The organism is Thermomonas aquatica (genome assembly GCF_006337105.1).
GTDB classification, from domain to species: Bacteria; Pseudomonadota; Gammaproteobacteria; order Xanthomonadales; family Xanthomonadaceae; genus Thermomonas; species Thermomonas aquatica.
Window position 1 is genome coordinate 1,969,340 of sequence record NZ_CP040871.1, and the last position, 12,614, is coordinate 1,981,953.

The following is a 12,614-nucleotide window of genomic DNA, read 5'->3' on the forward strand; positions in this document are numbered from 1 at the left end:
GGTTACTTCGCCGGCGGTGGCGTCGCTGTCTTCGCGGCATTGGCAAAGTCGCCGGCCTCGAACACCGACAGCTGCTCCGGCTTGAGGAACTTGCGGATCGCGGCATTCACCTGTTCAACGGTCAGCGACTTCAGCTTTGCGTCGAACTCGGCGCGACGCAGCATCGGGCGGCCGAGGAAGGCGTCGGAATTGAGCATGCCGGCCACCGCACCGTCGCTGGCGCGCGACTGCTCGCGCTGGGTCAGCATGCCGCTGACCGCATCCTTGAGCTCGGCTTCGGTCACGCCGTCCTTGACGAAGCGCGCCAGTTCCTCGCGCACCGCGGCCTCGAGCTTCGCCGCGTTCTGCGGCGCGGCGATCGCCTGGATGCCGAAGCTGCCGGCATCGTCCTTGCCATCCGGGCTGGAATCCGCGCTGATGCCGCTGCCGATGCCGTAGCTCAGGCCGTCCTTCTGCCGCACGCGGTCGCCCAGGCGCGACTTCAGGCCGCTGCCGCCGAAGATGTTGTTGGCGACCAGCAACGCGGCGTAATCGGCATCGTCGTCATTGAGCGGCAGGTTCTGGCGGGCGATGAACACCGCGCTGGACTTGTCCGGGGTCTCGAAGCGTTCCTTGCGCGCGGCTACCGCGTTGTACTGCGTGTGGATCGGTGCGTAGGCGACGCCCGGCTTCCAGTCGGCGAACAGCTTCTGCAGCAGCGGCTTGACCTGCTCCGGATCGAAGTCGCCGACGATGGCGATCTGCCCGTTGCTGGTGCCGTAGGCGGCGCGATGCCAGGCGCGCAGCTCGTCGAGCTTGAGCGCCTTGAGCTCGGCCAGCTGTTCGTCGGGCGTGCGGTAGCGCAGCGGGTGGTCGGCCGGCCACGGATCGAAGGCCTTGGCCATCGCGTTGCCGGCGATCGCGCCGGGTTCCTTGCGCTGCGCCTCCATGCCGGTGATCGCCTGCAGGCGCAGTTGCTCGAACTCGCTGTCCGGGAACGCCGGGTTGCGCAGGATGTCGGCGGCCAGCGTCAATGCCTCGGCCAGTTCGCCACGGCGGGTCTGCAGGGCGATGCCGGCGCCCTGGCCGCCGCCGCTGACGCTGGCCTCGGTCTTGAGCGCTTCGAAGCGTTTGTCGATCTGCTCGCGGGTCATGGTCTTGCTGCCGCGCATGAGCATGGTGCCGGCGAAACCGGGGGCGGCCGACGGGTTGCGGCGCAGCGCGTCGGCATCGGCGAAGCGGAAATCGGCGTTCACCACCACCGTGCCGCCGCGGGTCTTCTTCGGCAGCAGCGAGACCGTGAGCGAATCGCCGATGGTGTAGGTCTGGGTGCGCGCGGCGATGTTCGCGGGAGTGGCGACGAAGGCTTCGCCGGCCTCCACCGCGGCGCGGCCGGTGTAGCCATCGACCAGCGATGCGACCGATGGCGCATCGCCGATGGTCGCGCGCACCGCGTTGTCGGTGGGGATGAAGCGCGCCAGCGTGCGGTTGCTGGGGATCAGGTAGGTCTTCGCCACGCGGTTGACGTCGTCCAGCGTGACCTTGGCCATCGCGTCGCGCAGCACGAACCACAGGCGCCAGTCGCCGGCGGCCACGTATTCGGACAGGGCCATGCCGACCGCGTTGACGTCGTTGAAGGCGAGTTCGTAGCCGTTGCCGATGCGCTGCTCGGCATCGGCCAGTTCCTGCGCGGTGATGGGTTGCGCGGCGACATCCTCGACCTGTTCCAGCAGTTCGGCTTCGGCCTTGGCGGCATCGCCGTCCTTCGGCACCGCGACCACCGCGCCGAAGGTGCCGGGATCGTGCGAGGCGCCCGCGCCCGCGCCGGCGAACGCGGCCAGCCTGGATTCCACCAGCGCCTTGTGCAGGCGGCCGCCCGGCGCGTGGCCGAGGATGTTGCCCAGCACCATCAGCGCCGGGGTATCGGGATGGGTGGCCGCGGGCATGTGCCAGGCCACGCTGGTGATGCGGATGTCGCCGCTGCGGCGCACGTTGACCTCGCGTTCGCCGTCCTGCACCGGTTCCACCGTGTAGGCGACGGGCAATGCGCGCGCCGGCTTCTTCAACGGGCCGAACTTGGCGGCGATGTCGGCCAGCAGCCTGGCCGGATCGAAGCGTCCGGCGAGGATCAGCACCGCATTGTCCGGCTGGTACCAGGTCTGGTAGAAGGCCTGCAGGCGCTCGATCGGCACGTGCTCGACGTCGCTGCGCGCGCCGATGGTGGTGTTGCCGTAGTTGTGCCAGAGGTAGGCGGTGGAGCGCAGGCGTTCGCCGAGCACGCTGCCGGGGTTGTTCTCGTTGCGCTCCAGCTCGTTGCGGACCACGGTCATCTCGCTGTCCAGGTCCTTCTTCGCGATGTTCGAGCGCAGCATGCGGTCGGCTTCCAGGCCGAGGACGTAGTCCAGCGTCGCATCGTTGGCCGGGAAGCTGCTGAAGTAGTTGGTGCGGTCCAGCGAGGTGCTGGCGTTGAAGCCGACGCCGCGCTTCTTCAGTTCGCCGGGGATGTCCGTATGGGTGGGCGTGCCCTTGAACAGCAGGTGCTCCAGCAGGTGGGCCATGCCGGTCTCGCCGTAGTTCTCGTGCACCGAGCCGACCAGGTAGGTCAGGTTGACGGTGACCGTGGGCTTGCTGGCGTCGGGGAACAGCAGCACGCGCAGGCCGTTGCCCAGGCGGTATTCGCAGATGCCTTCCACGCAGGCACCCGCTGTGATGCCCTTGGGCGGCGTGACGCCGTCGGCGAAGGCGGCGGCGGGCAGGGCGAGCAGGCAGGCGAGGGCGAGGCTGTGCAAACGCGGATGTTTCATGGATTCCGTTCCGGTGCGGGACAATGGCGCGAATTCTAGCGAAGCGCCCCGATCCGCCGATGTCCGATTCGTCATCCCTGCCGGTGCTGTACCACGACGACGCGCTTGCGGTGGTCGACAAGCCCGCCGGCCTGATGGTCCACGACAGCGCGCTGGCGCGTGGCGAAACCGATTTCGCCGCGGACCGGCTGCGCGAGCAGTTCGGCAAGCCGATCTTCCTCGTGCATCGACTCGATCGCGCCACCAGCGGCTGCCTGCTGCTGGCCTTCGACCGCGAGACCGCGTCCGCGCTGGGCAAGGTGCTGATGTCGCGCGAAGTCGAGAAAGACTATTGGGCGGTCTGTCGCGGCTGGCCGGCGGAGCGCGAGTTCCTGGTCGACCATCCGCTCGACGGCGGCCCCGGCAAGCCGGCGAAGAAGCCGGCGCAGACCGCGTTCGAAGTGCTGGCCACCTGCGAATTGCCGCTGCCGTCGTCCAGTTTCGAGACGTCGCGCTATGCGCTGCTGCGCGCATCGCCGCTGACCGGCCGGTTCCGCCAGATCCGCCGCCACCTCAAGCACGGCTTCCATCACCTGGTCGGCGACAGCAGCCATGGCGACGGCCGCCACAACCGCAATTTCCGCATGCTCGGCATCCATCGCATGCTGCTGCACGCGCGCCGGCTGGCGTTCGTGCACCCGCATTCGGGCGAGCGGGTCGAAGCCATGGCGTCGCCGGATGCGGAGTTCGCCAAGGCGCTGGCCCTGTTCGAGTCGAAGTAACATCGCCGCATGCTGCAGGTCGGAACCATCGCCATCGACGACGACGAACTGGTCGAGCGCTTCGTGCGCGCGTCCGGGCCGGGCGGGCAGAACGTCAACAAGGTCGCCACCGCGGTCGAGTTGCGCTTCGACGTGGCCGGCTCGCCCTCGCTGCCGGAGCCGGTGCGTGCGCGGTTGCTGGCCAGGCGCGACCGGCGCATGACCGCCGATGGCGTGCTGGTGCTCAATGCGCAGCGCTTCCGCACCCAGGAGCGCAACCGCCAGGACGCGCGCGAGCGGCTGGCGCACTTCATCGAGACCGGCCTGCATGCGCCGAAGCCGCGGATCGCCACCAAGCCCTCGCGCGGGGCCAGGGAGCGCCGCTTGGGCGAGAAACGCGGACGTGCGACGATCAAGCAGGGGCGCTCGGGGAAGGGCTGGGATTGAACGACGCAGGTCACGACGACGTGGTGCTGGCGCTGCCGCCGAACGCGCCGCGGATGCCGCGCAACCGCTTCATCGAATGGCTGGGCCGTTCGATCCTGCGCATGTTCGGCTGGCGCATGGTCGGCGCGTTCCCGGACATCCCCAAGGCGGTCGTCATCGCCGCGCCGCATTCGTCGAACTGGGACGGCTTGCTCGGCTTCGGCGCCAAGTTCGGCATGGGCGTGAAGTTGTCGATCCTCGGCAAGGATGCGTTGATCAGGATCCCGTTGCTCGGCCGGATCCTGCGCTGGCAGGGGGTGATCCCGGTCGATCGCAGCGCGCCGCATGGCGTGGTCGGGCAGGCCGCGCAGGCGATCCGCGACGCCGACCGCATGTGGTACGCGATCGCCCCGGAAGGCACCCGCAAGTGGGTGGAACGCTGGAAGCCGGGCTTCTGGCACATCGCCCGCAATGCCGCGGTGCCGGTGATCCCGGCGTACTTCGACTACGCCAACAAGGTGATCGGGATCGGCCCGCCGTTCGCGCTGAGCGACGACATGCACGCCGACATCGCCCGCATCCAGCGCTGGTACAAGCCGTTCAAGGGCCGCAACCACGACGTGATCCAGCCGAAGGATTGACCCGGCGAGCGGCGGCAGGCGCTGTCCGGCGATGCAAGAAAAAGCCCCGGCATGCCGGGGCTTCGCGCTTCCGTGTGCGGGGTGCTGCGTTTACAGCGGCTTGCCGCCGAACTTGTAGGTGAGCTGCACGTAATAGCTGCGGCCCATGCTGTCGAACCAGGCGGTGTCGTAGTACGGGTAGCTTTCCCAGGTCGCGTCCTTCGGCGGCATCTTGTCGAGCAGGTTGTTGACGGTCAGCGACACCCGGAAGTGGTCGTTGATGTCGTAGCGCGCGCTGCCGTTGAAGCGCCAGCTGGCCGGCGTCCACGCATCGTTGGCCCAGTTGGGCACGCGGCCGACGTAGTTGCCGAACAGGCTGGCGGCCCATGCCTCCTTCTCCCAGCTCGCGCCCAGGTTGCCCTTGACGCGCGGGATGGTGGCATCGGCGAAGCCGACGTCCAGCATGTCTTCGCTCGGGTCGCCCTGGCGCAGTTGCCGGTCGTGCCTGCGCACCCAGGTGTAGCTGCCGCTGAAGCGGAAATCGCCGGCGGCGGCGGTTTGCAGGCGGTAGTTGGCGGTGACGTCGACGCCCGAGGTCTTTTCGCTGGCGATGTTCATCGGCCCGAACAGCACGCTGGTGATGTCGCCATCGGCATCGCGGATCACCCGCGCCTTCATTTCGACGCACGTGGGCGAATTGCCATCGACCGTTTTTCCGTCGTCGGTCACGCCCAGGCGGCAATCGGCTTCGGTGGCGCGGATCCATTCGCGGTCCAGCACCTGCACCTGGTTCTTCACCTCGATCGCGTAGTAGTCCACCGCCAGGTCGAAGTTCGCGCTGGGCGACCACACGAAGCCGCCGGTGAACGACTTGCTGGTCTCCACGTCCAGCGCCATGTTGCCGGTGTAGACGTCGCGGGTGTTGATGTCCCAGGTGCCGTCGTTGTAGCAATCGTCGTCGCTGAAGCCCGCCGCGTCGGGGTCGGTGCGGCACTGGTAGTAGTCGGTGGAGATCTTGCGGTAGTAGTCGGTGCCGGCGAACAGGTAGTGCATGTCCGGCGCGCGGAAGCCGGTGCCGTAGGAGCTGCGCACCAGCAGGGTGTCAAGCGGACGCCATTCCAGGCCCAGGCTGTAGGTGAACTTGCCCGGGTTGCTGCTGCCGTAGCTGTAGCGGTCGTAACGGCCGGCCAGGCTCGCCTGCAGGCTGGACAGCAGCGGCATGCGCAACTCGCCGGCCGCGCTCCAGTGGTCGCGGTCGCCGCGGCCGTCGCCGTAGCGCGGGCCGAAGTAGGCGCTGTCGGTCAGCGCCAGCGGATCGGGATTGATGCGGTAGGACTGCCGGCCGTATTCGATCGCGCCGGCGAAGCCGACATCGCCCGCCGGCAGGGTGAACAGCGAGGTGGTGTCGGCGGTGAAGCTGAGGTTGTCGTTCTCGGCCTTGGGATGCCAGACCGACATCGTCGAGATCGACGCGAACTGCTCGGGCGTCAGCGGGGTGAACAGGCGCGCGTAATTCGGGTTGTAGATCGCGTAGCCGTCCTCGTCGTAGCCCAGGCGCGGGCCGAGGAAGAACGCGTTGGCGGCCGCGGCCAGGATGCGCGGCATCTTCACCTCGGCCTTGTACTGCGAATGGTTGTAGGCCGCTTCCCAGTTCCAGTCCTCGCCGAAGCCGCCCTTGAAGCCGGTGGTCAGCGCGAAGGTCTTCTCGGTGGTGGTGTTCATGCGGTTCTTCAGGCCGCCCACTTCCTCCGGGGTGAACTGCCGCTGCCACAGTTCGTAACGGCCGATGCCCTCGTTGTAGAAGATGCTGTCATCGACGTCGGTCGAGTTCGGGTCGTAGAACGCCCAGCCCATGTGGTCGCTGGCGATGTTGCCCCAGCTCGAGGTCAGGATGTTGCCGTTGGTGCCGGTCAGCAGCTCCACTTTCTGGTGGCCGATCTGGGTATCGGCGAACCACGACAGGTCGTCGTTGATGCGGAACTCGAACGAGCCGTAGGCGGTGGCGCCCTTGCGGCCGTTGGTGATGGTGCGATAGGCGATCGCGCGGTCGCTGCCGCAATAGGCGCGGCCGCGGGTGTCCGTGGCCAGCACCGTGGTGCCTTCGTTGAGGCCGGCCATCGCCGCGCAGCCGTCGGTCGGCGCGGTGCGGTTGCTCTGCGCGATCATGCGCGGCAACCGGCGGCGCGCGGTGGGTGCGTCGAGGGTCGAATCCTGGATCTCGCGGTCGGTGCCCCACAGCGGATCCTTGTCGATCAGCTCCAGGCCGACGATGCCGCTGAAATCGCCGCGTTCGAAGCCGCCGGTCAGGTTCAGGTTGTGGGAGGCGCCGCCGCCGCGCTCGGTATCGCCGTAGCGATAGTCGATGGTGATGCCGTCCGTGGATTTCTTCAGGATGAAGTTGATCACGCCGGCCATCGCGTCCGATCCGTACACCGCCGAGGCGCTGCCGGTGAGGATTTCCACGCGGTCGATCATCCCCAGCGGGATGTTGCCGATGTCGGTGAAGTTGCTGCGGCTGTTGAGCGGCAGCGGGAAGTCGGCGACGCGGCGGCCGTTGACCAGCACCAGGGTGTGGTTGGGCCCGAGGCCGCGCAGGTCGACCGCCTGCGCGCCCGGGGTGGACTGCGCGTTGGTGGTGTTCTGCTGGCCGTAGGTGTAGCCGTTGTTCTGGCTGAGCGACTTCAGCACGTCGGGCACGCTGGTGAGGCCGGCGGCCTTGATGTTCTCGGCGGTGACGATGGTGATCGGCGCCGGGCCTTCCACCTGCGCGCGCGGGATGCGCGAGCCGGTGACCTGCACGGTTTCGATGTCGGTGATTGGTGCGTCGGTCGCGGCCTGCGGCGTGGACTGCTGCGCGGCGCGCGGCCGGGCCGGCGCGGGCCTGGCCGGGGCCTGGGCCGCCTGCGGCACCACCAGCACCGCGCCGGAGTCGTCCCGCTGCGCATGGAAACCGCTGCCCTTGAGCAGCGCGTCGAGCGCCTGCGGCGATGCGGTCTGCCCCTGCACGCCGGCGCTGCGCGCGCCCTTCAACTGGTCGGCGCGATACACCAGCTGGGTGCCGGACTGGCGGGCATAGGTCTCCAGCGCGGTGGCGAGGTCGCCGGCGGGAACGTCGACGCGGCCGCCCTGCGCCTGCGCGGCGAGTGCGGCGGAACAGGCCAGGGACAGCAACAGGACGCGCAGCGGACGGGACGGCTTCATGCAAATTCCCCCAAGGCGCTCGATGCGGCGCCGTTACAGCTTCATGACGAACGAACCCGGCAAATCCCCCGCTGCCGCGGACGCCCTACCGCGAATGCAGGACGATGCGCGAGGCGTCGTACTCGGCGCGCAGCGGGAAGCCGCGCTCGAGCAGGCGGGCGAAGCCCTCGGCATTGTCCCAGCGGAAGCTGCCGCCGACCCGCAGCGCGCCGGCCGCGGGGTCGGCGACCACCAGCTTGCGCGCGTTGAAGCGGTTGAACTCGACCACCGCCTCGGCCAGCGTGGTATCGCGGAACGCCAGCGTGCCGTCGCGCCAATCCAGCATGCCCTCGGCATCGGCGATCGGCAGGCTGCGCACCAGCACGTCGCCGCCGCGCGCCAGCGCGATGCTGCCGGCGGGCAGCAGCGCCATCGGTTGCGGGCCTCGCCCGGTGCGCGTCGTCTCCAGCCGCACCGTGCCTTCGGTCACCACCACGCGCAGGTCGTTGCCGTCGCGGCGCACCGAGAAACGCGTGCCGACCGCGATCACCTGGCGATTGCCGGTGTCGACCACGAACGGACGCGTCGCGTCCTTCGCCACCTCGAAGATCGCCTCGCCGCGGCGCAGTTCGACCAGCCGCCGGTGGCGCGACAGTTGCACGTCGATGCGGCTGTCGCTGGACAGCACCGCGCGCGAGCCGTCCGCCAGCGGTGCGGCCTGCACCTGGCCCAGCGCGGCCTGGTAGCTGGCGGTGTCGACATGGGTATAGGTGCGCCAGCCCCAGCCGGCGAACAAGGCGCAGGCGGCGATCGACAGCACCGCGAACGCGGTCGCCGCCAGCGAACGCCCCACCGGGGGGCGCGGTGCGAGCTTCAGGTCGCGCAGGTCCGGTGCCAGCGCGATCGATGCGGCGCCCTGGGCTTGCGCGGGTTGCGCCCAATGCCCGCGCGGCGGCGGCCCCGGCTGTTTCCAGCCCGCGCCCAAGGCCTGCAAGCGTCCGCTTTCGTCCCAGGCCGCCTGCAGGCGCAGGAATGCGATGCGATGCGCGGTGTCCGCGTCCAGCCAGTCCGCGAGCGCGGCGTGATCGGCCTGCGACCACGCGCTGCCGTCGCGGCGTGCCAGCCAGTCGGCCGCGGTGTGCTCGATTTCAGTCCGCGTGCTGGCGTTCATCGTCGTCTTTCGCGGGCACGGAGTGGGCATCGCGGGCCATGCCATCGCCGCCATAGAGGCGGTCGGCGAGCAGGCGCATGCCCTTGGCGAGGTGCTTTTCCACGGTTTTTTCGCTGATGCCCATGCGCATGGCCACGTCCTTTTGCGACAGTTCCTCGACGCGGCGCAGCCATACCGCCTCGCGGCAGCGATCCGGCAGGCCATCGAAGGCGTCGGCCAGCCGGTGCAGCAATTGCCGCCCGCCGCACCAGCGTTCCGGCGACACGTCATCCACCAAGACGTGCGAAGGCTCGAAATCACCCATCGGCTCGATCGAGACCACCCGTGCGCGGCGCGCGCGATCGGCCATCAGGTTGCGCGCGGCGGCGAACAGGAACGCCTTCGGCTGCGCGGGGAATCCCTTCGCCGCGGCTTCGTAGACCCGCGCATAGATGTCCTGGCGCAGGTCCTGCGCTTCCTCGCGGTGCGGCCAGCTGCGCAGCAGGTAGCGCAGCAGGGCTTCCTCGTGGACGAGGATTTCCTCGGCGAACCACCTGTCCAGCGGCGAATGCATCGGGCGAAGATAGCCGAAAGCGGAGGCGATCCGGCAACCCGGCGGGGGAAATGCCTTCGCCATTCGTCATATCGAGTGGAATGCCGATGGCCGATCGAACGAGGATGACGATGAAGCGACGCGCGTACTGGTCGATGCTGCTGGTGGCCGCGATGGGGATTGCATCCACGGCTGCGATGGCGGCCGATACCGGCCATTACCTGCTGGGCGACACCGCGGCGAAGACCCCGGGCAAGCCCGCGCCGGGCCTGCTGCTGATGGGCGGCGGCGACCGCAACTTCGATGCGCTGCGCTGGTTCATGAAGAAGGCCGGCAACGGCCACATCGTGGTGCTGCGCGCCTCGCAGGCGGGCGAGATCGGCGAGGAGTTCTTCAACGAAGTCGGCGGCATCCAGTCGGTCGAGACCTTCGTGTTCAACGACCGCGAAGCCGCCAGCGACCCGAAGGTCCTGGCCGCGCTCAAGCGCGCCGACGGCATCTTCATCGCCGGCGGCGACCAGTCGCGCTACGTGCGCTACTGGCGCGGCACGCCGGTGGCCGCGGCGCTGGACGCGCACGTGCGCGCCGGCAAGCCGCTCGGCGGTACCAGCGCCGGCCTGGCCATGCTCGGCGACTACCTGTACGGGGCGATGGACGGCGGCAGCCAGATCAGCCCGCGCGCGCTGGCCGATCCGCTGGGCGCGGAGAACACCATCGAAACCGATTTCCTGCACCTCGCCCTGCTCAAGGGCGTGGTCACCGATACCCATTTCAGCGAGCGCAACCGGTTGGGCCGGTTGATCGCCTTCGTCGCCAAGGCCGAATCGATGGCGGGCAAGCCGCTGATCGGTTTGGGCGTCGACGAAGACGCCGCGGTCGCGGTGGAAGGCGACGGCACGGCGCGCGTGTACGCGACCTCGCCGATGGCGGGCGCGACGGTGGTGCGCGGCGGTTTCGCAAAGCAGGTCGAAGACGAGGCCATGCAACTCGACCGAGTGGACACCGTTGGTGCCGGCCCGGATTCCGTCCTGCATCTGCCGGATGGACGCGTCGAGCGGCCGGTGTTCCAGCGCCACTATGCGGTGCGCGATGGCGTGCTGACCGCGCTGGACGCGCCACTGCTGGTGATCCATGGCGGTGCCGGCGTGGAGCCGGGCGACTTGAGCAAGGACGAGGAAGCCGCGGCGCGCGCTGCGCTGGAAGCCGCCTTGCGCGCCGGCCATGCGAAGCTGCAATCGGGCGGCTCGTCGGTGGATGCGGTGGCAGCCACGATCACCGTGCTGGAGGACGCGCCGCAGTTCAACGCCGGCCGTGGCGCGGTGTTCACCCACGACGGCCGCAACGAGCTCGACACCTCGCTCATGGACGGCGCCACCGGCAAGGCCGGCGCGGCGGCGGGCCTGTATCGGGTCAAGAACCCGATCACCCTGGCGCGGGCGATCATGGACAAGTCCAAGCACGTGATGATGGTCGGCGACGGCGCGGAGATGTTCGCCAAAGAACAGGGCATCGCGCTGGTCGATCCCGCGTACTTCCGCACCGAGAAGCGCTGGCGGCAGTTGCAGAAGGCGCTGGCGGAAGAGAAGAACGCGCAGGCAGCGAACACGCCGCTGGTGCTGCCGGGCAAGGCCTACTTCGGCACCGTCGGCGCGTTGGCGCTGGATGCGCAGGGACGCCTGGCCGCGGGCACCTCCACCGGCGGCATGACCAACAAGCGCTACGGCCGCGTCGGCGATTCGCCGATCATCGGCGCCGGCACCTGGGCCGATCAGCGTTGCGCGGTGTCCGGCACCGGCTGGGGCGAGTTCTACATCCGCGATGCCGCCGCGCACGAGATCTGCGCGCGGGTACGTCTGGCCGGGCAGAGCATCGACCGCGCCTCCGATGGCGTGATCAACCGCGACATCCCCAAGGCCGGCGGCGACGGCGGCGCGATCGCGCTGGATGCGCAGGGCGTGGCCGCGTTCCCGTTCAACACCGGCGGCATGTATCGCGGCTGGATCGGCGCCGACGGCGTGCCGCACGTGGCGATCTACAAGACCGATACGTTGCCGCTGCCGGCGTACTGAGCACGTACTCGGCGGGAAAGGCGGGTCAGAGTCGAGTTTCGTTTACGAAACTCGACTCTGACCCGCCTTTTTCTGACCCGCCTTTTTCTTCAGCGCTCGGAATGCCCGCTCTGGTCGTACTCGCGCGCGGCCAGCACTTCCGGCTTGATCAGCTCGACGAAGGCGCGTGCCTGCGCCGACAGGAACTTGCCCTTGCGCATCACGATCCCGTAGCTGCGCGATGGGAACCAGCGCGCCAATGAGCGCGCGGCGAGCCGCTGGCGGTCGGCCTCGGTCAGGCAGATCGCGGTGACGATGCTGATCCCCAGGCCCATCGCCACGTACTGCTTGATCACTTCCCAGCCGCCGACCTCCAGCGCCACCGTGTACGGCACCCGGTTCTGCTGGAACACCAGGTCGACCAGCCGGTAGGTGGTCAGGCGCTTCGGCGGCAGGATCAGGCCGTACGGCGACAGGTCCTCCAGCTTGAGCTCGCGCTTGTCCGCCAGCGGGTGGTCGGGCGGCATGATCAGCATCGGCTCGAAACGGTAGACCGGCGCGTAGCTGAGGTCGGCCGGGACATCCAGCATCGAGCCCACCGCCAGGTCGACCGCATCGTTGCGCAGCAGGTCCAGGCCGCTGGCGCCGGTCACGTTGTGCAGGCTCAGGCGCACGTCGGCATGGCGCTGGCGGAAGGCATCCACGATCCCGGGCAGCAGGTACAGGATGGTCGAGCTGCCGGCCGCCACGTTCAGTTCGCCCGCATCCAGCCCGCGCACCTGCTCGCGGAAGCTGGCCGCCAGTCCGTCCAGGCCTTCCACCAGCGGCCGCGCCATCTCGTACAGCAGCTCGCCTTCGCGGGTGGGGGTCAGGCGGCGACCGCTGCGTTCCAGCAGGCGCACGCCCAGTTCGCGTTCCAGCGCCTGCAGCTGCAGGGTCACCGCCGGCTGGCTGAGGTACAGCGCTTCCGCCGCCCGCGAGACGGAGCCCAGTCGTGCGACCTGGCAAAACGCCCGTAGGGGCTTCAGTCGCGAGCCCTTGTAGGCGAAGCGCAGGGCGCTGGGACCGCTTTCGGCCATTGATCCGATTACAGTATTTGGTAATCAAATAATAC

Annotated in this window: 9 protein-coding genes and 1 pseudogene; 5 read left to right on the top strand and 5 right to left on the bottom strand. The window is 69.0% G+C overall.

Annotated features, from left to right (window positions below; translation table 11 throughout):
• Nucleotides 1-2: 2 nt before the first annotated feature.
• Nucleotides 3-2,783, bottom strand: a complete 2,781-nt coding sequence (locus FHQ07_RS09350) for a M16 family metallopeptidase (protein WP_139716549.1) — start codon at nucleotides 2,781-2,783, stop codon at nucleotides 3-5.
• Nucleotides 2,784-2,806: 23 nt separating this feature from the next.
• Between FHQ07_RS09350 and FHQ07_RS09355 the strand changes: the two genes are divergently transcribed.
• Genes FHQ07_RS09355 through FHQ07_RS09365 form a run of 3 tightly spaced genes read left to right on the top strand, consistent with a single transcriptional unit; the run spans nucleotide 2,807 to nucleotide 4,590 of the window.
• Nucleotides 2,807-3,544 carry a pseudouridine synthase gene (locus tag FHQ07_RS09355; RefSeq protein ID WP_139716550.1) on the top strand — a complete coding sequence of 246 codons (738 nt, stop codon included), beginning with the start codon at nucleotides 2,807-2,809 and terminating at the stop codon, nucleotides 3,542-3,544.
• Nucleotides 3,545-3,553: 9 nt separating this feature from the next.
• Nucleotides 3,554-3,970: an alternative ribosome rescue aminoacyl-tRNA hydrolase ArfB gene (gene arfB / locus FHQ07_RS09360; protein ID WP_139716551.1), complete on the top strand. Its 417-nt coding sequence runs from the start codon at nucleotides 3,554-3,556 to the stop codon at nucleotides 3,968-3,970.
• Between the two features lie 53 nt (nucleotides 3,971-4,023).
• Nucleotides 4,024-4,590, top strand: coding sequence for a lysophospholipid acyltransferase family protein (locus tag FHQ07_RS09365; protein WP_139718001.1), 567 nt, complete (start codon nucleotides 4,024-4,026; stop codon nucleotides 4,588-4,590).
• A 90-nt stretch (nucleotides 4,591-4,680) separates the two neighbouring features.
• On the opposite strand, the gene FHQ07_RS09370 is transcribed toward FHQ07_RS09365, so the two are convergent.
• The 3 genes from FHQ07_RS09370 to FHQ07_RS09380 form a co-directional block, all read right to left on the bottom strand.
• The gene (locus tag FHQ07_RS09370; protein ID WP_139716552.1) at nucleotides 4,681-7,770 is read right to left on the bottom strand and encodes a TonB-dependent receptor; all 3,090 of its coding nucleotides are present in this window, start codon (nucleotides 7,768-7,770) and stop codon (nucleotides 4,681-4,683) included.
• Between the two features lie 85 nt (nucleotides 7,771-7,855).
• Entirely contained in the window at nucleotides 7,856-8,920 is a 1,065-nt protein-coding gene (locus FHQ07_RS09375; protein ID WP_139716553.1) for a FecR family protein, read from the bottom strand.
• Entirely contained in the window at nucleotides 8,898-9,473 is a 576-nt protein-coding gene (locus FHQ07_RS09380) for an RNA polymerase sigma factor (RefSeq protein ID WP_139716554.1), read from the bottom strand. The genes FHQ07_RS09375 and FHQ07_RS09380 overlap by 23 nt, the downstream gene beginning before the upstream one ends.
• Nucleotides 9,474-9,772: 299 nt before the next feature.
• Between FHQ07_RS09380 and FHQ07_RS14675 the strand changes: the two are divergent.
• Together FHQ07_RS14675 and FHQ07_RS14680 are read left to right on the top strand one after the other, a co-directional pair.
• Nucleotides 9,773-10,291, top strand: a pseudogene (locus tag FHQ07_RS14675) (cyanophycinase); the annotation flags it as partial.
• A gap of 222 nt (nucleotides 10,292-10,513) precedes the next feature.
• A complete protein-coding gene (locus FHQ07_RS14680) occupies nucleotides 10,514-11,521 on the top strand; it encodes an isoaspartyl peptidase/L-asparaginase family protein (protein WP_338419645.1) in 1,008 nt (335 codons plus the stop codon).
• Between the two features lie 89 nt (nucleotides 11,522-11,610).
• Here the strand turns inward: FHQ07_RS14680 and FHQ07_RS09390 are convergent, their stop codons facing one another.
• The gene (locus FHQ07_RS09390; protein ID WP_139716556.1) at nucleotides 11,611-12,579 is read right to left on the bottom strand and encodes a LysR family transcriptional regulator; all 969 of its coding nucleotides are present in this window, start codon (nucleotides 12,577-12,579) and stop codon (nucleotides 11,611-11,613) included.
• Nucleotides 12,580-12,614: the final 35 nt, after the last annotated feature.